20 protein-coding genes are annotated in these 24,517 nt (G+C 60.7%); 14 read left to right on the plus strand and 6 right to left on the minus strand.

What is annotated here, in order from left to right; genetic code table 11:
• The first annotated feature begins 6 nt into the window (after window positions 1-6).
• Both HX821_RS13550 and HX821_RS13555 read left to right on the plus strand, forming a co-directional pair.
• Entirely contained in the window at window positions 7-783 is a 777-nt protein-coding gene (locus tag HX821_RS13550; protein ID WP_003210683.1) for a class II glutamine amidotransferase, read from the plus strand.
• Between the two features lie 11 nt (window positions 784-794).
• A complete protein-coding gene (locus HX821_RS13555) occupies window positions 795-1,337 on the plus strand; it encodes a DUF2937 family protein (protein WP_003210684.1) in 543 nt (180 codons plus the stop codon).
• Window positions 1,338-1,447: 110 nt separating this feature from the next.
• Here HX821_RS13555 and HX821_RS13560 read toward each other — a convergent pair whose 3' ends face one another.
• The gene (locus HX821_RS13560; RefSeq protein WP_008437943.1) at window positions 1,448-2,386 is read right to left on the minus strand and encodes a LysR family transcriptional regulator; all 939 of its coding nucleotides are present in this window, start codon (window positions 2,384-2,386) and stop codon (window positions 1,448-1,450) included.
• Between the two features lie 176 nt (window positions 2,387-2,562).
• Between HX821_RS13560 and HX821_RS13565 the strand changes: the two genes are divergently transcribed.
• Genes HX821_RS13565 through HX821_RS13575 form a run of 3 tightly spaced genes read left to right on the plus strand, consistent with a single transcriptional unit; the run spans window position 2,563 to window position 4,927 of the window.
• Entirely contained in the window at window positions 2,563-3,306 is a 744-nt protein-coding gene (locus HX821_RS13565) for a 5-oxoprolinase subunit PxpA (RefSeq protein ID WP_008437944.1), read from the plus strand.
• Window positions 3,303-4,007, plus strand: a complete 705-nt coding sequence (gene pxpB, locus HX821_RS13570) for a 5-oxoprolinase subunit PxpB (RefSeq protein ID WP_003210687.1) — start codon at window positions 3,303-3,305, stop codon at window positions 4,005-4,007. The genes HX821_RS13565 and pxpB overlap by 4 nt, the downstream gene beginning before the upstream one ends.
• Complete coding sequence (locus tag HX821_RS13575) at window positions 4,004-4,927, plus strand: biotin-dependent carboxyltransferase family protein (RefSeq protein ID WP_177035897.1); 924 nt, start codon at window positions 4,004-4,006, stop codon at window positions 4,925-4,927. The genes pxpB and HX821_RS13575 overlap by 4 nt, the downstream gene beginning before the upstream one ends.
• A 136-nt stretch (window positions 4,928-5,063) precedes the next feature.
• Here the strand turns inward: HX821_RS13575 and HX821_RS13580 are convergent, their stop codons facing one another.
• The 3 genes from HX821_RS13580 to HX821_RS13590 form a co-directional block, all read right to left on the minus strand.
• Window positions 5,064-6,242 (minus strand): VWA domain-containing protein, encoded by a 1,179-nt coding sequence (locus tag HX821_RS13580; RefSeq protein ID WP_003210689.1) that lies wholly within the window; start codon window positions 6,240-6,242, stop codon window positions 5,064-5,066.
• An 11-nt stretch (window positions 6,243-6,253) separates the two neighbouring features.
• Window positions 6,254-7,099 carry a MoxR family ATPase gene (locus HX821_RS13585; protein WP_112194072.1) on the minus strand — a complete coding sequence of 282 codons (846 nt, stop codon included), beginning with the start codon at window positions 7,097-7,099 and terminating at the stop codon, window positions 6,254-6,256.
• A gap of 142 nt (window positions 7,100-7,241) precedes the next feature.
• Window positions 7,242-8,318, minus strand: a complete 1,077-nt coding sequence (locus HX821_RS13590) for a DUF748 domain-containing protein (protein ID WP_102368329.1) — start codon at window positions 8,316-8,318, stop codon at window positions 7,242-7,244.
• A 123-nt stretch (window positions 8,319-8,441) separates the two neighbouring features.
• Here HX821_RS13590 and cysK point away from each other — a divergent pair, with 123 nt between their 5' ends.
• The 3 genes from cysK to HX821_RS13605 all read left to right on the plus strand — a co-directional run bounded on the left by cysK (window position 8,442) and on the right by HX821_RS13605 (window position 11,818).
• Complete coding sequence (gene cysK, locus HX821_RS13595; RefSeq protein WP_177035898.1) at window positions 8,442-9,416, plus strand: cysteine synthase A; 975 nt, start codon at window positions 8,442-8,444, stop codon at window positions 9,414-9,416.
• A gap of 186 nt (window positions 9,417-9,602) precedes the next feature.
• Entirely contained in the window at window positions 9,603-10,541 is a 939-nt protein-coding gene (locus tag HX821_RS13600) for an aspartyl/asparaginyl beta-hydroxylase domain-containing protein (RefSeq protein ID WP_003210693.1), read from the plus strand.
• 416 nt (window positions 10,542-10,957) lie between these two features.
• Complete coding sequence (locus HX821_RS13605; RefSeq protein WP_177035899.1) at window positions 10,958-11,818, plus strand: DMT family transporter; 861 nt, start codon at window positions 10,958-10,960, stop codon at window positions 11,816-11,818.
• Window positions 11,819-11,849: 31 nt separating this feature from the next.
• Here HX821_RS13605 and HX821_RS13610 read toward each other — a convergent pair whose 3' ends face one another.
• Both HX821_RS13610 and HX821_RS13615 read right to left on the minus strand, forming a co-directional pair.
• Window positions 11,850-12,746 (minus strand): DMT family transporter, encoded by an 897-nt coding sequence (locus HX821_RS13610; protein WP_003210695.1) that lies wholly within the window; start codon window positions 12,744-12,746, stop codon window positions 11,850-11,852.
• 72 nt (window positions 12,747-12,818) lie between these two features.
• Window positions 12,819-14,444 (minus strand): methyl-accepting chemotaxis protein, encoded by a 1,626-nt coding sequence (locus HX821_RS13615; protein ID WP_177035900.1) that lies wholly within the window; start codon window positions 14,442-14,444, stop codon window positions 12,819-12,821.
• A 411-nt stretch (window positions 14,445-14,855) separates the two neighbouring features.
• Between HX821_RS13615 and aceK the strand changes: the two genes are divergently transcribed.
• The 6 genes from aceK to HX821_RS13645 all read left to right on the plus strand — a co-directional run bounded on the left by aceK (window position 14,856) and on the right by HX821_RS13645 (window position 24,486).
• On the plus strand, window positions 14,856-16,577 hold the full coding sequence (gene aceK, locus HX821_RS13620; protein ID WP_177035901.1) for a bifunctional isocitrate dehydrogenase kinase/phosphatase: 1,722 nt from the start codon (window positions 14,856-14,858) through the stop codon (window positions 16,575-16,577).
• A gap of 70 nt (window positions 16,578-16,647) precedes the next feature.
• Window positions 16,648-20,559, plus strand: a complete 3,912-nt coding sequence (gene hrpA / locus HX821_RS13625) for an ATP-dependent RNA helicase HrpA (protein WP_008437986.1) — start codon at window positions 16,648-16,650, stop codon at window positions 20,557-20,559.
• A gap of 264 nt (window positions 20,560-20,823) precedes the next feature.
• Window positions 20,824-21,945, plus strand: coding sequence for a beta-ketoacyl-ACP synthase III (locus HX821_RS13630; protein WP_177008943.1), 1,122 nt, complete (start codon window positions 20,824-20,826; stop codon window positions 21,943-21,945).
• 25 nt (window positions 21,946-21,970) lie between these two features.
• Window positions 21,971-22,585 (plus strand): RNA polymerase sigma factor, encoded by a 615-nt coding sequence (locus HX821_RS13635; RefSeq protein WP_008437987.1) that lies wholly within the window; start codon window positions 21,971-21,973, stop codon window positions 22,583-22,585.
• On the plus strand, window positions 22,579-22,812 hold the full coding sequence (locus tag HX821_RS13640) for an anti-sigma factor (protein WP_003210701.1): 234 nt from the start codon (window positions 22,579-22,581) through the stop codon (window positions 22,810-22,812). Before HX821_RS13635 ends, HX821_RS13640 begins: the two co-directional genes overlap by 7 nt.
• A 339-nt stretch (window positions 22,813-23,151) precedes the next feature.
• Entirely contained in the window at window positions 23,152-24,486 is a 1,335-nt protein-coding gene (locus HX821_RS13645; protein WP_102605384.1) for an OprO/OprP family phosphate-selective porin, read from the plus strand.
• The last annotated feature ends 31 nt before the right edge of the window (window positions 24,487-24,517 follow it).

Consider the following 24,517-nt stretch of genomic DNA (forward strand, 5'->3'; position numbering starts at 1 on the left):
CCTGGCATGTGTGAATTATTGGGCATGAGTGCCAACGTACCGACCGATATCGTCTTCAGCTTCACCGGGCTGATGCAGCGCGGCGGACGTACCGGGCCCCACCGCGACGGTTGGGGCATCGCCTTCTACGAGGGCCGTGGCCTGCGGTTGTTCCAGGACCCGGCGGCCAGCAGCGAATCGGAAGTCGCGCTGCTGGTGCAGCGTTATCCCATCAAGAGTGAAGTGGTGATTGGCCATATCCGCCAGGCCAATGTGGGCAAGGTGTGCCTGTCCAATACCCATCCGTTCGTCCGTGAACTGTGGGGCCGCAACTGGTGCTTTGCGCATAACGGTCAACTGGCGGACTTCAACCCCCGCGCCACGTTCTACCGCCCGGTGGGCGATACCGACAGCGAAGCGGCGTTCTGCGATTTGCTCAACCGAGTCCGTGAAGCGTTCCCGGAACCGGTGGACATCGAACAGGTGCTGCCGGACCTGATCGCCGCCTGCAGCGAATACCGCAGCAAGGGCGTGTTCAACTGCCTGCTCAGCGACGGTGACTGGCTGTTCTGCTATTGCTCGACCAAGCTGGCACAGATCACCCGGCGTGCGCCATTTGGCCCCGCACGGTTGAAAGATGTCGACGTGATCGTCGATTTTCAGGCCGAAACCACCCCCAATGACGTGGTGACGGTAATTGCCACCGAACCCCTGACCGAAAACGAGACCTGGACCCGCTACGAACCGGGCCAGTGGAGCCTGTGGCGACGCGGCGAATGTGTCAGCCAAGGTAAAACGGAATAAGGACGTCGAATATGTTGCTCAGCTATTTGCGACTGGTGTTGTTTGCCGTGGGTCTGTTGGTCGGTGTGCAGGTGCCGGGGTTTATCAGCGACTACGCCAAGCGCGTCGAAGCCCACTTGATCGAAGCCCAGACCGGCTTGCGCGGCTTCGATGCCACGGCGCAACAGTTCTTCAACGGTGACTTGCAGGCGCTGGTGGCCCATTACCGTGCCAGTGACGACCCGGTGTTTCGCAGCGATGCCAACAGCCTGGGCACCTTGCTCGACCGCCAGGTAGCGCTGGATAAGCAGTTCCAGGCGATGCAGGGCCCGTGGTACATCCGCGCGCTGCAAGTGGCGGTGGCCGCCGACCCGGCGATTCGCCAGGAAACCTGGAACGGCTACAGCTACATGCTGTTGCTGACCCCGGAAGCCATGGGCTGGGGCCTGGGCGGGGCGATGCTGTTGTCGTTCGGCATCGAGTGCCTGTTCCGCCTGATCGACTGGGTGGTGTTGGGCGGCAAGCGCCTGCGCCAGAGCCGACCGATTGAAGAGCGGGACCTCAAGGGGCTTTAAAGGCTGACGCGGTCAAATTGTGGGAGCGGGCTTGCTCGCGAATGCGGTGCGTCAGTGACATAGGGGTTGGCTGGCACACCGCATTCGCGCGCAAGCCCGCTCCCACAGTTTTAAATCGGTTCCTTCAGTGGCATGGGTTTGCTCAACACCATCAAGTCCTCGCCCACCTTCTGCGCATACTGCTGCACCACGCTCTGGCACAGCGCCACAATCTCCTCCACCAACTCCACGCCCACTCGCCACGACACCACCACCTGCAGGTTCGGCGGCCGTTGTTCCATGGGCAGCATGGTCAACTCACCTCGTGCCAGCTCTTCACTGACCAATACGGGCGGGAACGCACCAATCCCGAACCCGTCCCGCAGCAGGCGGGTGATCGCTGACACCGAGTTCACACAGTTCATCCGTGGGGCGGATACGCCGTTAGCCTGCATCAGGCTGAGCACGTCCTGGTGCGGACAGGAGTTTTTCGAGTAGGTGATGATGCGCTCCTGGGCCAGTTCGGCGAGGGACGCGTAGTCGCGGTTGTAGATCGAGTGGCTGGCGACGATCCAGCCCATGGGGTGGCTGGCCAGTTCCAGGCTGCGCAAGGTTTCCTGGCGCAGCAGGTCGGTTTGCAGGATCAGGTCGAGAAAGCCTTTTTGCAACTGATCGCTGAGGTTCAGCGCGGTATCGGCGACCAACTCGATTTCTACCCGCGGAAAGTTGTCCGTCAGTTCTGCCACCAGCGCGCTCAGCCAGGTGTGGATCACCGTGTCCATCACTCCGATGCGGATACGCCCGACCTTGCTGCTGGTGGTTTCCAGGGACTGCTTGAGCCCTTGCATGGTCGCCATCATCTGCTCGGCATAATCGAGCACCTTCAAGCCTTCCGGCGTCAGGCTCACACCTCGGGAATCGCGCAGGAACAGCTTTACCCCCAACTCGCTTTCCAGCACGGCGATGCGGCTGGAGATCGAGGCCTGGGTGGTGAACAGCTTCTCTGCCGTGAGGCGAAAGCTCTTGAGCTTGGCCACCCAGACGAAGGTTTCGAGGAACTTCAAATTCATGGGATCAACTTTTCTTATGCATGGATTGTTTTTTATTAGTTGGACGCAGCGTGCCGCAACCGCCAAAAATCGAGCTGTCTCACGATAAGCGTCGTTGGGGCTCGGGACAACATCGTTGCGAGATCTTGGTAAAAGATCCCACACTACAAAAAAATAAAGCCTACAGGAGCCCTACCGTGAGCCGCCTGCTATTGAACTGCGACATCGGCGAAAGCTTTGGCAACTGGACCTTGGGTCTGGACGCCGAAGTCATGCCGTTCATTGATTGCGCCAACGTAGCCTGCGGTTTCCACGCCGGCGACCCGAGCATCATGCGCAAGACCGTCAGCCTGGCCTTCGAGCATGGCGTTCAGGTGGGCGCGCACCCGGCGTACCAGGACCTGCAGGGTTTCGGCCGCCGCTCCATGGCCTACACCCCGCAGGAAATCCAGGACCTGTTGCACTACCAGGTCGGCGCCCTCGACGGTATTTGCCGGGCCCAGGGCGGGCGGGTCAGCTACGTCAAACCCCATGGCGCGATGTACAACGACATGATGGCCAAGCCTGCGCAATTGCGAGCGGTGATCCAGGCCGTGGCGGCCTACGACGCCAGCCTGCCATTGATGCTGATGGCCACCCGTGACAACAGCGCCGCCCAGGCCCTGGGTGAGGAATATGGAGTGACCCTGTGGTTCGAAGCCTTTGCCGACCGTGCCTACGACAGCGCCGGCCATCTGGTCTCCCGCCAGTTGCCGGGCGCGGTGCATCATGACCCGGAAAAGATCATCCAGCAGGCCTTGATCATCGCCCGGGGAGAACAGTTGGTCGCCAGTGATGGCAGTCCGTTGCACCTGCAAGCCAATACCTTGTGCGTGCATGGCGATAACGCCAGCTCAGTGGCTGCCGTGCAGCGCATCCGCGAGGCGTTGACCCCAGCATGAAGCCACGGATTGAAGTGGTGGCCATCGACTGCCTGATGGTGCGCCTGTTTGAGGTGATCGCCGAAGACAACATGCCCTGGATGCTCGCCGCCACCCGCCGTTTGCGCGAAGGTTTTGGCCCGGCGCTGGTGGACCTGGTGCCGTCCTACACGACCCTGATGGTGCACTACGACCTGCTGGCGCTGGACCCTGGCCAGGCACGGGCGTTGATCGACCAGGCGCTCAAGGAATTGCAGCCCGAACCCAAGGGCAGCGGGCGATGCCATGTGTTGCCGGTCTGGTATGACCTGAGTGTCGGCCCGGAGTTGGCGTTGCTGGCGCAGCGCAGTGGCCTGGCAGTGGAGGAGGTGATTCGCCGTCACAGCCAGCATGAGTACCAGGTATTCGCCTTGGGCTTCGCCCCGGGGTTTGCCTTTATGGGGCTGGTGGATGAACAGCTCGCGACACCGCGGCTCAACACCCCGCGCAAGCGGGTGGCGGCGGGCAGCGTGGGCATCGCCGAGCGGCAGACGGCGGCTTATCCGGTGGTCTCGCCAGGCGGCTGGAACCTGATCGGCCGCACACCGGCCAAGTTGTTTGACCGCGAACGCGACGGCTACAGCCTGATGCAGCCGGGGGACACCGTGCGTTACGAAGCGGTCAGCCATCGCGAATTCATCAACCTGGGTGGCGATGACACGCCGTTGGAGGCGCAGGCATGAGCCGCTTGCTGATCGAGGCCAGCACGCCGCTGTGCCTGTTGCAGGACGCCGGACGTTTTGGCGTCAGGCATTTGGGCGTGACCCAGGGCGGCGCGCTGGATTGGGTGTCGATGTCGTGGGCCAATTGGTTGCTGGGCAATGCCCTGGATGCGCCGGTGGTGGAAATCACCTTGGGTGGCTTCACCGTGCAGGCCGAGGCCTATTGCCTGCTGGCGCTGGCCGGGGCGGACTTGGGCGCGTATGTCGACGAGCGCGCGATCAGCCCGGGGCGCAGCTTTATTCTGCAAAAGGGCCAGCGCTTGCGTTTTACCCAGCCTTTCAGCGGTGCGCGGGCTTACCTGGCAGCGCCGGGCGGGTTTGATGCGCCGCAGGTGCTGGGCAGCTGCGCCACGGTGGGACGTGAAGAACTGGGCGGGCTGGATGGCTTTGGCCGGTCACTGGCCGAAGGTGCGCAATTGACCTATTCGGGCGTGGGCGGTGCGATGCAGGTGTTGTCCGCCGGGCAATTGCCGAAGCTGGATTCCAAGGCGCCACTGGAGGTGATCCTCGGGGCGCAGATCGGTCAGTTTGGCGGGCAGAGTCTGTTTGATGTGTTCAACAGCGAGTGGATCCTCGACAGCCGTGCCGACCGCATGGGCATGCGCTTGCTGGGTACGCCGCTGGAATATCAGGGGCCGTCGCTGATCTCGGAAGGCATCCCGCTGGGGGCGATCCAGGTGCCGCCGGACGGGCAGCCGATTGTGTTGCTCAATGACCGGCAGACCATTGGCGGCTACCCACGATTGGGCGCGTTGACGCCATTGGCGTTGGCGCGGCTGACGCAGTGCTTGCCGGGGGAGAAGGTGAGGTTGGCGCCGGTGGTGCAGGAGACGGCGCATCGCCAGCAAGTGGAGTATTTGCAGTACCTTGCCAGAAACTAAAGACCGCCGCAGGACAAAATGTGGGAGCGGGCTTGCTCGCGAAGGCGGTGTATCAGCCAATATATTCGGTGACTGACACTGCGCTTTCGCGAGCAAGCCCGCTCCCACATTTGATCGTGGTTGTCTGGGAAACAACTTACTTCGACAAAAAGCGCATCCCTTCCTCAAGCCCGCGCAACGTCAACGGAAACATCTGGTCTTCGATCAAATCCCGCACAATCCCGGTGGACGCCGTATAGCCCCAGGTATCTTTCGGGTACGGATTAATCCAGATCAGCTTCTTGTACTTCTCCATGAACCGCTGCATCCACACATACCCGGGCTCTTCATTCCAGTGCTCGACGCTGCCGCCGGCCTGGGTGATTTCATACGGCGCCATGGCCGCATCGCCGATAAAGATCACTTTGTAGTCGGCGCCGTACTTGTGCAGCAAATCCTGGGTCGAGGTGCGTTCCGAGCCCCGGCGCATGTTGTTCTTCCACACCGATTCATAAATGAAATTGTGGAAGTAGAAATACTCCAGGTGCTTGAACTCGGTCTTGCACGCCGAGAACAACTCTTCGCAAGTCTTCACATGGGCATCCATCGAGCCGCCGATATCGAACAGCAGCAACAGCTTGATGGTGTTGCGCCGCTCCGGGCGCATCTGGATATTCAGCAACCCGGCATCGCGGGCCGTATGGTCGATGGTGCCGTCAATGTCGAGCTCTTCCGCCGCACCCTGGCGTGCGAACTTGCGCAGGCGGCGCAGGGCGATCTTGATGTTGCGCGTGCCCAGTTCCACCGAATCATCGAGGTTCTTGTACTCGCGCTGGTCCCAGACCTTGACCGCCTTGCCCTGGCGCTTGCCGGCATCCCCCACGCGTATGCCTTCGGGGTTGAAGCCGCCGGAGCCGAAGGGGCTGGTACCGCCGGTGCCGATCCACTTGTTGCCGCCGGCGTGGCGTTCCTTCTGTTCTTCCAGACGTTTCTTGAATTCTTCGATGAGCTTGTCGAGGCCGCCGAGGGACTGGATCTGTGCGCGCTCTTCGTCGGTCAGCGAGCGTTCGAATTCCTTGCGCAGCCAGTCTTCGGGGATCAGCGCCTGCAGGTGATCATCGAGTTTTTCCAGGCCATTGAAGTAGGCGCCGAAGGCCCGGTCGAACTTGTCGAAATGCCGTTCGTCCTTTACCAGGATCGCCCGGGCCAGGTAGTAGAACTCGTCCATGTCGGCGAAGGTAACGCGCTGTTTCAGCGCGTTGATCAGGTCCAGCAGCTCACGCACCGACACCGGCACCTTGGCTGCACGCATTTCATTGAACAGGTTGAGCAGCATGGCAATCGCCCTTATCGGTTACCGCGACGGCTCATGAACGCCAGGCGTTCCAGCAACTGCACGTCCTGCTCGTTCTTCACCAGGGCACCGGCCAGGGGCGGGATGGCCTTGGTGGGGTCGCGCTCGCGCAGTACCGCTTCGCCGATGTTGTCGGCCATCAGCAGTTTCAGCCAGTCCACCAGTTCGGAGGTGGACGGTTTTTTCTTCAGGCCCGGTACTTTGCGCACGTCAAAGAATACGTCGAGGGCTTCGCTGACCAGGTCTTTCTTGATGTTCGGGTAGTGTACGTCGACGATCTTTTGCAGGGTGGTGCGGTCCGGGAAGGCGATGTAGTGGAAGAAGCAGCGGCGCAGGAACGCGTCCGGCAGCTCTTTTTCGTTGTTGGAGGTAATGATGATGATCGGGCGCTTCTTGGCCTTGATGGTCTCGTCGATTTCGTAGACGTAGAACTCCATCTTGTCGAGTTCTTGCAGCAGGTCGTTGGGGAACTCGATGTCGGCCTTGTCGATTTCGTCGATCAGCAGGATGACCCGCTCCTCGGACTCGAAGGCTTCCCAGAGCTTGCCCTTTTTCAGGTAGTTGCGTACGTCGTGCACCTTGTCCACGCCCAGCTGCGAGTCCCGCAGGCGGCTCACCGCGTCGTACTCGTACAGGCCCTGGTGCGCCTTGGTGGTGGACTTGATGTGCCAGGTGATCAGCTTGGCGCCAAAGGATTCGGCCAGTTGCTCGGCGAGCATGGTCTTGCCGGTGCCCGGTTCGCCCTTGACCAGCAGTGGCCGCTCCAATGTGATGGCGGCGTTGACGGCCAGTTTCAGGTCATCGGTGGCAACGTAGGCCTGGGTGCCTTCGAACTTCATCTATCAATCCTCGAACGTGACGCCGAACGGTGCAGGACCGAAGCGGGCGAGTAATCAGCTTGGCCCGACTATACCGCGCAGCCCCGGCGACTGTGAACGCAGACGGGCTATTCAGTCTCTGAATGGGCAGTCACGTTGAAGATCAATCTGTCGAGGGCTTGGGTTGTTCATAGCGGGCGTTGAAGGCCTGGACAAAACCATTGCGCAAAATCTGCAAAAACGCCTGGAACGCGCTGATATCTTGCTGGTGCACGTTGCCGCTGAGCTCCACGCGGGTGGCGAACTGGTTTTTCTGCTGGTTCTTCAGCACGGTTTCGCTGACGCCAACCACCGCCTCCCAGATCGACCGGAAGATGCCCTTGTCCTTGTTCTCGACATCCTGCTGCCAGTTGAACACTTCGACATTGCGCAGCAAAGGCTTGATGTAGCCGGTCAACTGGCCTTTTTCGGCCTGGGCTTCCACCACCAGGTCGCCGTTGCCGGCATTGAAGTCGAACTTGCCGTAGGCCGAGGCGAAGTCATTCATGCGCTTGAGTTCGATATCCCGGGCCCGGAAGCGGAATTCGAAGTTTTCGAAATTGCTCAGGGGGTCGAACGTGGCGGTGGCTTCCAGCGGTGCCTGGCCCAGAAACAGCGCCTTGCCGTCGAAGCGCGCGTCGCGCTGGCCTTTGACATCCACCACGTTGGTCAGGTTGTAGAAGCTGGCGTTGACCTGGGTCGCGTACATATTGACCGGCGGTTTCGAACTGAAGTTATGGAACGCGATCTTTCCGTCGTCGATGCGTACCTCGTTGAGGGTGATCGGCAACAGTTTGCTCAGTTGGGCCCGCCAGTCGGTGCCCTGACCGGTCTGGGATGCCTGCTTGTTGGTGCCGCCGTCGACGAAGTTCAGCTCCGGCTTGATGAACTGTGCCTCGGCCACCACCGCGTGGTCGTACCACAGCGAATGCCAGCTCACTGACAGGTCGATCACCGGCGCCTTGACGAACGGTACTGGCACCTTGCCGTCGACCTTGACGATCTGCAGGCCGTTGATCCGATAGGCGCCGCGCCACAGTGCGAGGTCGACATCGGTGACCTGGCCGCGGTAATCGCCCATGTCGGCCAGTTTGTCATTCAGGTAATTGCGCACCAGATAGGGCAGGGCGATATCCAGGACGACCAGCAGTACCACGACCCCGACGAGGGTCCAGAGGGGCCAACTGTAGCGACGTTTCATAGGAAAATTCTCCATCCGTGTAGGCGATTGACTGCTGGCGCCGCCGGACGTTCGCTTGACTGGACGCCTTGCAACACGAGGCATACCCTTGGGGCCTTCCTGAAATTGCCTTAAGGACCCGTCATGAGCCGCATTTTTGCAGACAACGCGCACTCCATCGGTAACACGCCCCTGGTTCAGATCAACCGTATCGCGCCGCGTGGCGTGACTATCCTGGCCAAGATCGAAGGGCGTAACCCTGGGTATTCGGTGAAGTGCCGGATTGGCGCAAACATGATCTGGGATGCCGAAGGCAGCGGCAAACTCAAGCCGGGCATGACCATTGTCGAGCCGACTTCCGGCAACACCGGGATCGGCCTGGCATTTGTCGCCGCCGCCCGTGGTTACAAGCTGTTGCTGACCATGCCCGCCTCCATGAGCATCGAGCGCCGCAAGGTGCTCAAGGCCCTCGGCGCCGAACTGGTGTTGACCGGGCCGGCCAAGGGCATGAAGGGCGCGATTGAAAAAGCCGGCGAAATCCTTGCCAGCGACCCGGCCAGGTACTTTATGCCGGCCCAGTTCGAAAACCCGGCCAACCCGGCGATCCACGAGAAAACCACCGGTCCGGAAATCTGGAATGACACTGATGGCGCGGTGGACGTGCTGGTAGCGGGCGTGGGCACTGGCGGCACCATCACCGGGGTGTCGCGCTATATCAAGAACATCCAGGGCAAGCCGATCCTGTCAGTGGCGGTGGAGCCGATCAGTTCGCCGGTGATTACCCAGGCGCTGGCCGGTGAAGAGATCAAGCCCAGCCCCCACAAGATCCAGGGTATCGGCGCCGGTTTTGTGCCGAAGAACCTCGACCTGTCGATGGTCGACCGGGTCGAACTGGTCAGCGACGAAGAATCCAAGGCCATGGCGTTGCGCCTGATGCAGGAGGAGGGGATTCTGTGTGGTATCTCCTGCGGCGCGGCGATGGCCGTGGCGGTGCGACTGGCGCAGAAGCCGGAAATGCAGGGCAAGACCATCGTCGTGGTGCTGCCGGACTCCGGTGAACGCTACCTGTCGAGCATGCTGTTCGCCGATTTGTTCACCGATCAGGAAAACCAGGCTTGATTCAAATCAGCGCGATGGCGTGGCCCTTATGCATAATTGGCCCGTTATCGCGCACCGCTAGATGCTGATTGTTGGAGTGCGCGGGTTTTTCCCGAGGCCCGGAGTGTTTATCATGGCCGGCTGCTACGTCTGGTTTCCCCTTAACGGGAGGCTAATGGCCAGACGCCTATTTCCAGGAGTTGCTGCATGACCTTTTCTTTGGCCGCCAAACTGTCGGTGTTGCTGCTGTTTATCGGCAGCACGCTGTATGTGCATTTGCGTGGCAAGGCCCGTTTGCCGATGTTGCGTCAGTTCGTCAACCATTCAGCGCTGTTCGCCCCGTACAACGCCTTGATGTACATCTTCTCCGCCGTGCCGTCCAAGCCGTACCTGGACCGCAGCAAGTTCCCGGAGCTGGACGTGCTCAAGGACAACTGGGAAGTGATTCGCGAAGAGGCCATGCACCTGTTCGACGAGGGCTACATCCGCGCCGCGGAGAAGAACAACGACGCCGGTTTCGGCTCGTTCTTCAAGAAGGGCTGGAAGCGTTTCTACCTCAAGTGGTACGACAAACCGTTGCCGTCGGCTGAACTGCTGTGCCCGAAAACCGTGGCCCTGGTCAGCAGCATTCCCAACGTCAAGGGCGCGATGTTCGCCCTGTTGCCAGGTGGCAGCCACCTCAACCCGCATCGCGACCCGTTTGCCGGTTCCCTGCGTTATCACCTGGGGCTGTCCACGCCGAACTCCGACGACTGCCGTATTTTCGTCGACGGCCAGGTGTACGCCTGGCGCGACGGTGAAGACGTAATGTTCGACGAGACCTACGTGCACTGGGTGAAGAACGAAACCGAGCACACCCGGGTGATCCTGTTCTGCGACATCGAACGCCCGCTGAGCAACCGCCTGATGACCCGCATCAACCGTTGGGTCAGCGCGCAACTGGGGCGCGCCACCGCGCCGCAGAACCTGGATGACGAACGCGTTGGCGGGATCAACCAGGCGTATGCCTGGAGCAAGCGCTTCAGCGACAGCTTCAGTGGCGTGGTCAAGCAGTGGAAGCGCAAGCATCCGAAGGCTTATCGCATCCTGCGGCCAGTGCTGGCGGTGGTGGTGCTGACGGCGCTGGGGTATTGGTTGTTTGGTTAAGGCTTTTGCAGGCACGAAAAAACCGCTCCGATGAGCGGTTTTTTTATGCGCTGGATTTGTGCGGGCGAAGTTATTGCAAAGCATGTCCCCAGCTGGTTATAGTCGGCCGCAGGTGTTTCCAGACACCTTGTTCATCCCTTCATAAAAGATCAGCACATGCCAGCTTCCCTGCGCATAGCGGTAGTCGATTCAGCGGTCAACGCTGCGGTCGTGCCGTGCGGGAGCCAGCAGCCTGCGCAGATCAGTCACTACCCCCCACCTGTCAGTAGCACGCCGGTGTACGCAGTCGTATCACCGCCGGGTGTTGGCATTTCGGGCTGATCAGCTGATGGCTGTTCCCCTGTGCCCGCCTGAAAAAACCTACTGAATTTCAGCTGTTGCTGAGTTGGCTTTTTGCCTGATCACAGGTGGTATCCATGTCTGTTCTTTCGAAACAATCCGTGGCCGCGGCGGCCTCGACGAGCCTGTTTGTCTTGCTGTGGAGCAGCGGGGCGATTTTCTCCAAATGGGGCCTGGCCCACGCTTCACCCTTTGCGTTTCTGCTGATCCGTTTCGCCATCGCCCTGGCGGGGTTGGTGATACTGGTACCGATCCTCAAGCTGAAGTTGCCGCGTCCCGGCAAGCCGATGCTTTACGCGGCGGCTACCGGGCTGGTGCTGTTGGGGGCCTACCAGATTTTCTATCTGCTGGCCCTGGACCTCAAAGTCACGCCCGGCATGATGGCAACCATCATGGGCGTGCAGCCGATCCTGACCGTGGTGTTGATGGAGCGTCGGCGCTCCTGGAGCCGGATGTTCGGCCTCGCGCTGGGATTGGCGGGGTTGATCATGGTGGTGTACCAGGGCATCGGGATGTCCGGCATGTCCCTGGCAGGCATGCTTTTTGGCCTGTTGGCCCTGGCCAGCATGACCTTTGGTTCGATCATGCAGAAGCGCATCACCGATAACCCGTTGGGCACGTTGCCTGTGCAATACCTGGCCGGCTTGCTGTTGTGCTCGGTGTTTGTGCCGTTCCAGCCGTTCCACTTTGAACACAACACCGGCTTTTTCGTGCCGGTGCTGTGGATGGGGCTGGTGGTGTCATTGCTGGCGACGCTGTTGCTGTACCGGCTGATTGCCCGGGGCAACCTGGTGAATGTCACCAGCTTGTTCTACCTGGTGCCCGCGGTGACGGCGGTGATGGATTACCTGATCTTCGGCAACAAGCTGGCAATGTTGAGCTTGCTGGGGATGGGCTTGATCATCGTCGGATTGGCTTTTGTGTTCCGTAAGAGCTGATAAAACCAACGCTGTAGGAGCCAAAAAGCTCCTACAGCTTGCGGGCCAATTTCCCCGGCCGAAGCACCAGCCACAACGCCCCCGCAATCAACAACCCGCCATACAGATGCGCCATGGACAACGGCTCATCCAGCAGCAACGCGCCCCACAACACCCCGAATGGCGGAATCATGAAGGTCACGGTCATCGACTTCACCGGGCCGATGGACGTCAGCAAGCGGAAGTACAGGATGTAGGCAAACGCCGTGCATACCAGCCCCAACCCCAGCAGCGACAACCATACAGGCCAGCCACCCCAGCTGACCGGTGGATGGCTGATGGCACTCCAGGCAAACAGTGGCAACAGGAACAGCGTGGCCCCGAGCATGCTGCCCAGGGCCGCCAGGCGACTGTCCAGCCCGCCCTGTTGATCGAGCCAGCGGCGTGCCAAAAAGCCGGCAAAGCCATAGCAGGTGGTCGCCAACAGGCATGCCAGCGCACCCATCAACAATTCCATGTCGAAGGCCACCGGCCCGGCGCGGGTCAGGATGCCAACGCCGAACAGGCCCAGGCATACCCCGGCGATTTTCGACGGCGTGAGGCGCTCACTGAAGAACAACCCGCCAATCAGCACGCCCATCAGTGGCGTCGTGGCATTGAAGATCGCCGAGTAACCGGCCGGCAGCACTTGGGCCGCCACTGAATACATGGTCGCGGGAATGCCCGAGTTGATCACCCCGAGCAACAGGACCGTCTTGAACTTGCCCTGGAAATCCCAACTCACCCGCATCATGGCGAGGATCACCAGGAGGCCGGTGGCGGCAATCGACACCCGGAAAAACGCGGTAGGAAGGGTGCCGATTTCCGGCGCGATAATTCGCATGAACAAAAAACTCGCGCCCCAGATAGCGGCCAGCACCAACAGGTGCAGGGTGTCGACAGGTCTCACGGAGGAACTCCAGTTTGATAAGGGCGGAAGTGTTGCCCACCGACCTGTCTGGCACAATCGCTAATACATGTTTTACAGCACGAAACGCGTCACCAAGCCATTGAGGTCCACCGCCAGCCGCGACAGTTCCTGGCTGGCCGCCGAGGTCTGGGTGGCACCGGCGGCGGTTTGCGTCGACAGGTCCCGGATGTTCACCAGGCTGCGGTCCACCTCACGAGCCACCAACGCTTGCTGCTCGGCGGCGCTGGCGATCACCAGGTTGCGCTGGCTGATCTGTGAGATTGCCGCCGTGATTTTCTCCAGTGCACTGCCGGCGCTGTTGGCTCGCTGCAAGGTCTGGCCGGCGTGTTCGGCGCTGCTGTTCAGGGCGCCGACGGTGTCCTGGGTACCTTGCTGGATACCGTTGATCATCTGCTCGATTTCTTCGGTGGAGTCCTGGGTGCGTTGTGCCAGGGAGCGCACTTCGTCAGCCACCACGGCAAAACCACGACCGGCCTCGCCCGCGCGGGCCGCCTCAATCGCCGCGTTGAGTGCCAGCAGGTTGGTCTGCCCGGCAATCCCGCGAATCACTTCAAGCACCTTGCTGATGTCCTGGGCCTGTGCCGCCAGGCCCTCGGCCTTGGTCGAGGCACCGAGGACTTCGTCCACCAGGTTCTGGATCGAGCTGATGGTTTCGCTGATCTGGTAGTGACCGTGCTTGCTGTCTTCGTCGGAGGCCTTGGAGGCTTCGGCGCTGGACACCGCATTGCCCGCCACTTCATCGACTGCCGCGCTCATCTGCGTCACGGCGGTGGCAGCCTGTTCGATCTCGTCGTTCTGCGCTTGCAGGCCGCGGGTGCTCTGCTCCATTACCGAACTCATCTCTTCCGCCGCCGAGGCCAACTGCTGCGACGATTCGCTGATGCCACGGATGGTTTCCTGCAGGTTGGCCTGCATGGTGGCCAGCGCGGTGAGCAGTTGCGCCGGCTCATCCTTGCCCTCCACGACGATCGGCCGGCTCAGATCGCCGGAGGCGATGGTGCGGGCCACTGTCAGTGCCTGACCAATGGGCGCGGTGATGCTGCGGGTCAGCAGCCAGGCCAGCAGCAAAGTTGCCATCAGGGCGGTGACGATGATGGTGCCGACCACCCATTGGGCGCTGGTGTACATCTGCGCCGCCGATGTTGCGGCGTCTTCCACACCTTTTTGGTTGAAGGTGATCATGTCTTCCAGGCTTTTGTTGAGGACCATGCCTTGGGGGGCGAGGCGGCTGTTGAGCAGGTCCATGGCGTTTTGCTGCTGGTCCTGGTCGACCAGTTGAATCATCTGGCCGACGATCGTCATATAGCTCGCAACGTTGGCTTTCAACTGTTTGAGCAGGTCGCGTTCCTGCTCGTTGCTCAGCAGGGTTTCGTGACGGTTCAGCAGTTCTTCAAGGTCGCCACGCTGGCGGGTGATCAGGTTTTTGCTGTTGTCACGCACCCGGGACTCATCGGAGGTGAGCAAGCGCAACGCTTCCAGACGGATGCTGGCGACGTAGGCGGCGCTGTCGTGAATGTTTTCAATACTCGGCATCCACGACTCTTCGATGATCAGTGCGCTTTCCCGCAGCTTGGCCATTTGCCCCAAGCCAAACAGACCCACCACTACCAGCAAGCCGGCCAGTACCGCAAAGCTCAGACTGGCGCGCAGGCCGATCCCCATATTCCTCAATGACATCTCAATGCTCCTTTGGCGGTTAGAACCTGATCCCGGATCGGTCTTCTGACCTTGTTAGGTGGGAGAGGGCGCGCTATATAGCAAAGTGCCACTAGCTAGGGTAGTCAGGGTTTCCCTTACGTTGGATCCAATGGTCGAGAAGCCACCAGTACCGGAGCAGTAGAGCAAAGACTCTTATTTACCCCGGCTCGCACAGGCAGGCCACGTCACACAAGGCCTGTAGATGAAACGTTTAATGCGGGAAGGGTGACGCGCGGGTTTTTTGTTGACCGGTTAGTCGAATTAAATAAAGAGTAAATAAATGTACGAAATGAACAATCTTGTACAAGTCTGAATGAAAAATGATCCTTCTCCTGTTCCCGCACACTGGCTAAGCTCAGCTCACTCCAAATGCCCGCAGAGGTTTCCCGAATGCCGCAGCCAACGCCCGCCCTCGACATTGCGCAGATGATCCTCGACGGCTTCGACGACTACCGCGAGCACTTCCGCCAGATCACCGACGGCGCCCGGGAGCGTTTTGAAAAGGCGCAGTGGCAGCAAGGGCAGGCGGCATCGGCTGCGCGCATCAATCTTTACGAAGAGAAGGTCAGCGAAGTCACGGCGCGGCTGCGCGCGGCTTTCGATGAAGCCGTGTTGCTCGACATTGCCGCCTGGCCGCTGGTGAAAAGTGCCTACATCAGCCTGATCGACCTGCGGTTTGACGATGAGCTGTCCGAGACCTGGTACAACTCGACGTTTTGCGGCCTGTTCAGCCATGACCTGATCAGCGATGGCTGCATGTTCATCCACACCACCCGGCCCAGCCTGCGCCGCGCCCGGGCGGCGCAAACCCGCACCTACAAGCCGGGCGGCAAGCTGGCGGGCATGCTGGAGCAGATTTTCGCCGACTACAGTTTCAGCGAACCCTACGCCGACTTGCCCGCCGACCTGCGCCGCCTGGAGGCGCAATTGCGCGAAAACCTGCCGGACTGGGTGTGCAAGGACCCGGACCTCAACGTCGAACTGTTTTCCTCGGTGCTGTACCGCAACAAAGGCGCGTACCTCGTAGGGCGCATCTACACCCGCGACGAACAGTGGCCGCTGGTGATCCCGCTGCTGCACCGCGAAGGGCGCGGCATCCAGATCGACGCGCTGATCACCGACGAGGCCGATGTGTCGATCATCTTCTCGTTCACCCGCTCCTATTTCATGGTGGACGTGCCGGTGCCGGCGGAGTTTATCGGCTTCCTCAAGCGCATCCTGCCGGGCAAGCACATCGCCGAGTTGTACACCTCCATCGGCTTCTACAAACACGGCAAATCCGAATTCTACCGGGCGCTGATCAACCACCTTGCCACCACCGATGACCAGTTCATCATGGCGCCGGGCGTGCGCGGCATGGTCATGAGCGTGTTTACCCTGCCGGGTTTCAACACCGTGTTCAAGATCATCAAGGACCGGTTTTCACCGTCGAAAAACGTCAACCGCGCCACCGTGATCGAGAAGTATCGGTTGGTGAAAAGTGTCGACCGGGTAGGGCGCATGGCCGACACCCAGGAGTTCGCCGACTTCCGTTTTCCGTTGAGCAAATTCGAGCCTGAATGCCTGGCCGAACTGCTGGAAGTCGCCGCCGGTACCGTCGAAGTCGAAGGCGATACGGTACTGATCCGCCACTGCTGGACCGAGCGGCGCATGACCCCGCTGAACCTCTACCTGGAAAACGCCAACGAAGCCCAGGTGCGCGAAGCCCTGGAAGACTACGGCCTGGCGATCAAGCAACTGGCGGCGGCGAATATTTTCCCGGGCGACATGCTGCTGAAGAATTTTGGCGTCACCCGCCACGGTCGCGTGGTGTTCTACGACTATGACGAAATCTGTTTCCTGACCGAGGCCAACTTCCGCCACATTCCGGCGCCGCGTACCCCGGAAGATGAAATGGCCTCCGAGCCCTGGTATTCCATCGGTCCGCTGGACGTGTTTCCCGAGGAGTTTCCGCCATTCCTGTTTGCTGATTCCGGTCAGCGCCGCCTGTTCGACGAACTGCACGGCGAGTTGTACAACGCCGACTACTGGAAAGGCCTGCAAGAGGCGATTCGCGCCGGCAAGGTAATCGATGTGTTTCCTTACCGGCGCAAGGGCCTGGACAATGAATGAGGGGAGCGCGCGGCGGCGCTTTTCTGCGACAATCCGCCCCCTGCCTACATAGACGACCTTTGCGTACCTGATGACTGACCAAGCGCCCGCTATCGACCAACTGCTGAAAAACCTCGATCACGCCATGCTCGCCGACCGCCACCGCCTGCGGCGGCAGCTGCTTGAGCTGCGCAAGAAACCCGATGAGGAAAAACTTGCGCAGTGGGTGACGCGGATGCAGGCCTCCTGCGCCCAGGTGACGGCGCGGCGCGCCAGCCTGCCGGTGATTCGCTATGACGACAGCCTGCCGATCGCCGCCAAGCGTGACGAGATCAAGGAAGCGTTGCTCAAGCATCAGGTGCTGATCATTGCCGGTGAGACCGGTTCGGGTAAAACCACCCAGTTGCCGAAAATCTGCCTAGAAATCGGCCGCGGCCAATACGGCCTGATCGGCCACACCCAGCCGCGGCGGATTGCGGCGCGCAGCGTGGCGAGCCGGGTCGCGGAAGAGTTGGCGACGCCGCTGGGTTCCCTGGTGGGTTATCAGGTGCGGTTTGAAGACCAGAGTGATTCCAACACCCTGATCAAGCTGATGACCGACGGTATCCTGCTGGCCGAAACCCAGAACGACCGCTACCTCGAACGCTACGACACGATCATCGTCGACGAAGCCCACGAACGCAGCCTGAACATCGACTTCCTGCTGGGTTATCTGAAAACCCTGCTGCCGCGTCGCCCGGACCTCAAGGTCATCATCACCTCGGCCACCATCGACCTGGAGCGCTTTTCCAAGCACTTCGACGATGCGCCGATTGTCGAGGTGTCGGGCCGCACCTTCCCGGTGGAAACCTGGTATCGCCCGCTGACCCTGGAGCAGGACGAGGAGGGCAACCGCGTCGAGGACGACCTGACCGTCGACCAGGCGATTCTCGCCACTCTCGATGAGATCGCCGCCTTCGAGCGCAGCGAGCGCAAGAGCCCCGGCGATGTGCTGGTGTTCCTGCCCGGCGAGCGCGAGATTCGCGACGCTGCCGACATGCTGCGCAAGGCCCAGCTCAAGCACACTGAAATCCTGCCGCTGTATGCGCGCCTGTCACCGGCGGAGCAGCAGCGGATCTTCCAGTCGCACCCAGGCCGGCGTGTGGTGCTGGCGACCAACGTCGCGGAAACCTCGCTGACCGTGCCAGGCATTCGTTATGTGATCGACAGCGGCACCGCGCGCATCAGCCGCTACAGCTACCGGGCCAAGGTGCAGCGACTGCCGATCGAGGCGATTTCCCAGGCCAGTGCCAACCAGCGTAAAGGCCGGTGCGGGCGGGTCGAACCCGGTATCTGCGTGCGCTTGTACAGCGAAGAGGATTTTATCGGGCGCCCGGAATTTACCGACCCCGAGATTCTTCGCACAAACCTCGCGGCCGTAATCCTGCAGATGCTGCACCTGCGCCTGGGCGAGATCACCGATTTCCCGTTTATCGAGCCGCCGGACGGCAAGGCCATCAGCGACGGTTTCAACCTGCTGCAAGAGTTGTCCGCCGTTGACCGCAACAGCCAGCTGACACCGATGGGCCGCCAGTTGGCGCGTCTGCCGGTGGACCCACGCATGGGCCGCATGTTGCTGGAGGCAGCCAAGCTTGGCAGCCTGCAGGAAGTGCTGATCGTCGCCAGCGCCATGTCGATCCAGGACCCGCGCGAGCGTCCGCCGGAGCGCCAGCAAGCCGCCGACCAGGCTCACGCACAATGGAAGGACGCGGATTCGGACTTCGCCGGGTTGGTGAACCTGTGGCGGGGTTTTGAAGAGCAGCGCCAGGAATTGACCGCCAGCCCGCTGCGCAATTGGTGCCGCAAGAATTTCCTGAACTACCTGCGCCTGCGGGAATGGCGTGACTCCCACCGCCAGTTGAGCCTGATCTGTCGCGACATGCAGTTGACCGTCAACAAAGAACCGGCGGACTTCCCCAAACTGCACAAGGCGGTGCTGTCCGGCCTGCTCAGCCAGATTGGCCAGAAGACCGAAGAGGGCGATTACCTCGGCGCGCGTCAGCGGCGTTTCTGGATTCACCCGTCGTCGGGTATTGGCAAGAAGCGTCCGCAATGGCTGATGACCGCCGAGCTGGTGGAAACCACCAAGCTGTACGCGCGGATGGTGGCCAAGATCGACGCCGACTGGATCGAGCCGTTGGCCGGGCACCTGATCAAGAAAAACCACTTCGAACCCCATTGGGAAAAGAAGCGCGGCCAGGTGGTGGCGTTTGAGCAGATCACCCTGTTCGGGTTGATCATCGTCGGGCGCCGGCCGGTGCATTACGGGCCGATTGATCCGGTGACGTCCCGCGAGCTGTTTATCCGCGAAGGCCTGGTGCGCGGCGAGATCCAGTCCCGGGCCCGCTGCCTGACGGCCAACCAGCAATTGCTGGAGCAGCTCGACGAACTGGAAGCCAAGGCCCGCCGGCGCGATATCCTGGCGGACGAGGAAACGCTGTACGCCTTCTACGATGCGCGCCTGCCCGCCGAGATCCACCAGACTGCGACCTTCGACAGTTGGTACAAGGTCAACAGCCAGAAAGACCCGCAGCTGTTGATCATGCGCGAAGAAGACGTGCTGGCCCGCGAGGCCAGTGAAGTCACCGCCGCCCATTACCCCGACACCTTGCACCTGGGCGACCTGGCCCTGGCCTTGAGTTATCACTTCGAACCCAACCATCCACGGGACGGTGTGACCCTGCGCGTGCCGGCGCCGCTGTTGCCGGCCTTGCCACCCGAGCGCCTGGAATGGCTGGTGCCGGGTGTGATCGAGGCCAAGTGCATTGCCCTGGTGCGCAACTTGCCCAAGGCCCTGCGCAAGAACTTCGTGCCGGTGCCGGATTTCGTCAAGGCGGCGTTGCAACGTATCGAGTTCGGCCAAGGCTCGTTGCCTCAGGCCTTGGGGCGTGAGCTGCTGCGCATGACCGGGGCACGGGTCAGCGATGAAGCCTGGGCCGAGGCTGCGCAGCAGGTGGAGAGCCACCTGAAGATGAACCTGGAAGTGGTCGACGGCCAGGGCAAGTTCCTCGGTGAAGGCCGCGACCTGGCCGAGTTGACCGCGCGTTTCGCCGAGGCCAGCCAAGCTGCGTTGGCGGTGCCGCAGACTGCGAAGAGCCAGCAGCCGGTGGAGGCCAAGGTGTTCGCGGCGGTGGCCGAGAAAACCCAGCAAAACATCGCCGGGCTTTCGATGACGGTGTATCCGGCCTTGGTCGAAGAAAACGGCACGGTCAAGGAAGGGCGTTTCTCTACCGCTGCCGAGGCTGAGTTCCAGCACCGTCGAGCCTTGCAGCGCCTGCTGCTGCAACAACTGGCCGAGCCGGCAAAGTTCCTGCGGGGCAAATTGCCGGGCCTGACCGAGTTGGGGTTGATGTACCGCGAGCTGGGGCGTATCGAAGCCCTGGTGGAAGACATTCTGTTGGCCAGCCTCGACAGTTGCGTGCTGGAAGGCGAAGCCAGCCTGCCGCGGGACGGCGCCGGCCTGGCCGCCCTGGCCGAGCGCAAGCGTGGCAGTTGGACCGAGCACGCCGAGCGCCAGGCGCGCCTGACCCTCGAAATTTTGAAACTGTGGCATGGCCTGCAAAAACGCTTCAAGGGCAAGATTGACCTGGCCCAGGCGGTGGCGCTGAATGATATCAAGCAGCAACTGAGCAATCTGGTGTATCCCGGTTTCGTACGGGAAACCCCGGCGCAATGGTTCAAGGAACTGCCGCGCTTCCTCAAGGCCATCGAGCTGCGCCTGGAGAAATTGCCAAGCCAGGTGCAGAAGGACCGGGTCTGGAGTACCGAGTTGGGCGGCTTGTGGAGCCAGTATCAGAACCGCCTGAACAAACACGCCCAGGAAGGCAAGCGCGACCCTCAGCTGGAGCTGTATCGCTGGTGGCTGGAGGAATACCGGGTTTCGCTGTTTGCCCAGCAGTTGGGCACCAAGGTACCGATTTCCGACAAGCGCCTGAGCAAGCAATGGAGCCTGGTCGAAGCGTGACCGACGTGCGGCAAGCAACTGTGGCGAGCGAGCTTGCTCGCTCGCCACAGGGAAGGTGTTTGCGCGGGATAGGCGCCAAGTGTCCGATGTTGTGGCAAACTTCGCGGTTATAAATGCCGGGATCGTCGAGTTGGGCTGGTGCAGCCGTGGCGCGATGGAATAAAGCGTTTCCAGTTTGAAGGCCGCTGGGCGGCATAAAACTACTTACGGTTTGGTACGACGGTACCAATACCCTTCTGCCTGAACAGATTTAGAGGAACGACCGTGCATAACGTCGTCATCAGCGGCACAGGCCTGTACACCCCGGCCAACAGCATCTCCAACGAAGAGCTGGTGCAGTCTTTCAATGCTTACGTGCAACAGTTCAACCTGGATAACGCCGCCGCCATTGAACGCGGTGACGTGGAGGCCCTGACCGAATCCAGCGCCGCCTTTATCGAGAAGGCCTCGGGCATCAAGAGCCGCTTTGTCATGGACAAGGCCGGCATTCTCGACCCGCAACGCATGGCGCCACGCCTGCCCGAGCGCTCCAACGACGAATGGTCGATCCTCTGCCAGATGGCCGTCAGTGCTGCCGAGCAAGCCTTGCACCGCGCCGGCAAGACCGCCGCCGATATCGACGGTGTGATCGTCGCCTGTTCCAACCTGCAGCGGGCGTACCCGGCGATTGCCATCGAAGTCCAGGAAGCGCTGGGTATCCAGGGTTTTGGCTTTGACATGAACGTGGCATGTTCCTCGGCGACCTTCGGTATCCAGAACGCCGCCAACAGCATCCAGCTGGGCCAGGCGCGGGCGATCCTGATGGTCAACCCGGAGATCTGCACCGGCCACCTGAATTTCCGCGACCGCGACAGCCATTTCATCTTTGGCGATGCGGCCACCGCCGTGATCCTGGAGCGGGCCGACCTGGCCACTTCCGAGCATCAGTTCGACGTGGTGAGCACCAAGTTGCTGACCAAGTTCTCCAACAACATCCGCAATAACTTCGGCTTCCTCAACCGCGCGGCGGAAGAGGGGATTGGTGCCCCGGACAAGCTGTTCGTGCAGGAAGGCCGCAAGGTCTTCCGTGATGTCTGCCCGATGGTCGCCGAGTTGATCGGCAAGCACCTGTCGGAAAACCAGCTGAATGTTGGCGATGTGAAGCGTTTCTGGCTGCACCAGGCCAACCTCAGCATGAATCACCTGATCGTGAAGAAACTGCTGGGCCGCGAGGCTTCTGTGGAAGAGGCGCCGGTGATCCTCGATACTTACGCCAACACCAGTTCGGCGGGTTCGGTGATTGCGTTCCACACCTACCAGGACGACTTGCCCAAGGGCGCTGTGGCTGTGCTTAGCTCGTTTGGCGCAGGGTATTCGATTGGTAGCGTGATCCTGCGCAAACGCTGATCATGTTTTGAAATCGAGGTCTTGAATGGCAGCAGCGGACGACGCGCACCTGCTTGAACGATTGCTCAAGGGTGAGCAGCGGGCCTACAAGGAGTTGGTCACCACCTACCAGAGCGCGATGCGTGCCGTGGCCTATGCCATCGTTGGCCAGCGCCATGCCGATGAGGTGGTGCAGGACGCTTGGCTGTCGGTGGTGCGTAACCTGGCGAAGTTCGAGGGGCGTTCCAGCCTCAAGACCTGGCTGCTGACCATCACGGCCAACTCGGCAAAGGGCCGCTACAAGCAGAACCGCCGGGAAGTACTGCTCGATGACTTGCCGGCGCCCCATGGCACCATCGGTGATGATCGCTTTGTGCCCGACGATGGCCACTGGGCGGTCGCGCCGTTTGCCTGGCATCAGGACACTCCCGAAGCGCTGCTTACCGAAGACGAACTGCGTAATTGCCTGGAGCACACGCTGGCCAGTCTTTCCGAACTGCAAAGCAGCGTACTGCTGCTGCGCGAACGTCAGGGGCTGGAGTTGGAGGAGATTTGTAATCTTCTGACGCTATCGCTCTCCAATGTTCGTGTGCTGTTGCATCGAGCACGGCTTAAAGTCTTCGCCACGGTGGAGCATTTTGAGGAAACCGGCGAATGTTGACCTGTAAGGAACAAGTGGCACGTTCCAGTGACTATCTCGATGGGCAACTGACCTTTCGCGAGCGCCTGCTGGTGCGCCATCACCTGATGTTCTGCCCCAACTGCCGGCGCTTTATCCGGCAGATGCGCTTGATGCAGGCGACGCTGAAGATCCTGCCCGAGCCGCCTATCGCCGATGTTGATGCGTTGGCCGAACGCCTGGCCGCCGAGCGCTCCCGCGACCAATAATATCCATCACTTTTCACACTGAAACGAAGCCCGCATCGACAAAAGATGCGGGCTTTTTTTTGCTCAAAAAACAACCAAGATGAAAAATATTTCATTTTTATCAGGTGTTTTTACATTTTGTATCATCTGCCATTTTCACCAGTTTTCAGGGCTGGAGCCTTGATTTCCGTAGGCTCTAGCTTATTTCGAATGGCTATTAAAAAGTTCCCGAGTAACAAAATCTTTATGTTCCGGCAACCCAGCTGAAATATCCCCTCGCCAAGATCGCCCCCCAACACCAGCGGCTCTAAACCGCGTGTTTTACCAATGCACAAGACCATCAATTAGGGGAATTCTTCGATGATCCGCAAGCACTTCGCCGGTTTCGCGGCCAGCGCCTTGGCCCTGGCCGTCACCGCCCAGGCTTTCGCCGGTACTGTCACTACTGACGGTGCCGATATCGTTGTCAAAACCAAGGGCGGCCTTGAGGTTGCAACCACCGACCAGAATTTCAGCTTCAAGCTGGGTGGTCGTTTGCAGGCCGATTACGGCACGTTTGATGGCTTTTACACCAAGAATGGCAACTCGGCTGACGCGGCCTATTTCCGCCGCGCCTACATCGAGTTTGGCGGCACCGTCTACAAGGACTGGAAATACCAGGTCAACTACGACCTGTCCCACAACTCCGGCAACGCAGACGATGGCTACTTCGATGAAGCGTCCATGTCCTACACCGGCTTCAAGCCTGTCGTGATTCGCGCCGGTCGCTTCGACGAAGACTTCGGCCTGGAAAAAGCCACCAGCTCCAAGTGGGTCACCGGCGTTGACCGCAACGCAGCGTATGAAGTCGCGGACTGGATCCACTCCCACGCCAACGGCATGGGCATCCAGGCCAGCTCGGTGGTCGGCGACATGGCTTACCTGTCGGCCAGCGTTTCTTCCAAGGACATCAACGACAAGAACGGCAAAGGCGTGAAGCAATTCAACGCCCGTGCGGTGTTTGCGCCGATGCATGACACCGGCAACGTGCTGCACCTGGGCCTGGATTACGCGGTACGTGACCTGAAGGACACGGCCTTCGACTCGCGTATTCGTCCGCGTCTTGGGGTTCGCGGCGTTTCCACCAACGGCGGCAACGATGCGGGCGCCAACGGCAACCGTGCGACCTTCGGCGGCGGTGTGGGTCTGGATTCCGGCAGCCTGACGGCGAACGACGCCTACGACACCGACACCGTGTTCGGCGGCGAATTTGCATTCGCCCGTGGTCCGTTGTCCCTGCAGGGCGAATACCTGAACCGCAAGATGAAGGCAGACAGCAGTGCCTATCAGGACGTGAAAGCCAGCGGCTTCTACGGCCAGGTGGCCTACACCCTGACCGGAGAGTCCCGCGTCTACAAACTCGACGGTGCCAAGTTCGACACCATCAAGCCCGAGAACAAGCAGTACGGCGCGTGGGAAGTGTTCTACCGTTACGACAACATCACCGTTGATGACAAAAACGTAGTGCGCAACACCGCCACCCGTGAAGTGGGCGATGCCAAGGCCAACCTGAACATCATCGGGGTGAACTGGTACGCCAACGAGGCGGTGAAAGTCTCTGCCAACTACATCAAGGCCAAGACCGACAAAGTGGTTAACGCCGCCGGCGACGACAGCGGCGACGCCATCGTGGCCCGCGTGCAATACGTGTTCTAGGCAACCTGTAATACCGCTCCAAAGCGCTCTT

This window comes from Pseudomonas sp. B6001 (assembly GCF_013386015.1).
Classification (GTDB): Bacteria; Pseudomonadota; Gammaproteobacteria; order Pseudomonadales; family Pseudomonadaceae; genus Aquipseudomonas.

What these genes read in the sequence shown, in the direction of transcription:
- HX821_RS13600 (WP_003210693.1), top strand. Translation starts at nt 9,603, where the DNA reads ATGACCTTTTCTTTGGCCGCCAAACTGTCGGTGTTGCTGCTGTTTATC.
- cysK (WP_177035898.1), top strand. Translation starts at nt 8,442, where the DNA reads ATGAGCCGCATTTTTGCAGACAACGCGCACTCCATCGGTAACACGCCC.
- HX821_RS13640 (WP_003210701.1), top strand. Translation starts at nt 22,579, where the DNA reads ATGTTGACCTGTAAGGAACAAGTGGCACGTTCCAGTGACTATCTCGAT.
- aceK (WP_177035901.1), top strand. Translation starts at nt 14,856, where the DNA reads ATGCCGCAGCCAACGCCCGCCCTCGACATTGCGCAGATGATCCTCGAC.
- HX821_RS13635 (WP_008437987.1), top strand. Translation starts at nt 21,971, where the DNA reads ATGGCAGCAGCGGACGACGCGCACCTGCTTGAACGATTGCTCAAGGGT.
- HX821_RS13645 (WP_102605384.1), top strand. Translation starts at nt 23,152, where the DNA reads ATGATCCGCAAGCACTTCGCCGGTTTCGCGGCCAGCGCCTTGGCCCTG.
- HX821_RS13550 (WP_003210683.1), top strand. Translation starts at nt 7, where the DNA reads ATGTGTGAATTATTGGGCATGAGTGCCAACGTACCGACCGATATCGTC.
- HX821_RS13575 (WP_177035897.1), top strand. Translation starts at nt 4,004, where the DNA reads ATGAGCCGCTTGCTGATCGAGGCCAGCACGCCGCTGTGCCTGTTGCAG.
- HX821_RS13585 (WP_112194072.1), bottom strand. Translation starts at nt 7,099, where the DNA reads ATGAAGTTCGAAGGCACCCAGGCCTACGTTGCCACCGATGACCTGAAA.
- HX821_RS13560 (WP_008437943.1), bottom strand. Translation starts at nt 2,386, where the DNA reads ATGAATTTGAAGTTCCTCGAAACCTTCGTCTGGGTGGCCAAGCTCAAG.
- HX821_RS13555 (WP_003210684.1), top strand. Translation starts at nt 795, where the DNA reads ATGTTGCTCAGCTATTTGCGACTGGTGTTGTTTGCCGTGGGTCTGTTG.
- HX821_RS13590 (WP_102368329.1), bottom strand. Translation starts at nt 8,318, where the DNA reads ATGAAACGTCGCTACAGTTGGCCCCTCTGGACCCTCGTCGGGGTCGTG.
- hrpA (WP_008437986.1), top strand. Translation starts at nt 16,648, where the DNA reads ATGACTGACCAAGCGCCCGCTATCGACCAACTGCTGAAAAACCTCGAT.
- HX821_RS13615 (WP_177035900.1), bottom strand. Translation starts at nt 14,444, where the DNA reads ATGTCATTGAGGAATATGGGGATCGGCCTGCGCGCCAGTCTGAGCTTT.
- HX821_RS13605 (WP_177035899.1), top strand. Translation starts at nt 10,958, where the DNA reads ATGTCTGTTCTTTCGAAACAATCCGTGGCCGCGGCGGCCTCGACGAGC.
- HX821_RS13580 (WP_003210689.1), bottom strand. Translation starts at nt 6,242, where the DNA reads ATGCTGCTCAACCTGTTCAATGAAATGCGTGCAGCCAAGGTGCCGGTG.
- pxpB (WP_003210687.1), top strand. Translation starts at nt 3,303, where the DNA reads ATGAAGCCACGGATTGAAGTGGTGGCCATCGACTGCCTGATGGTGCGC.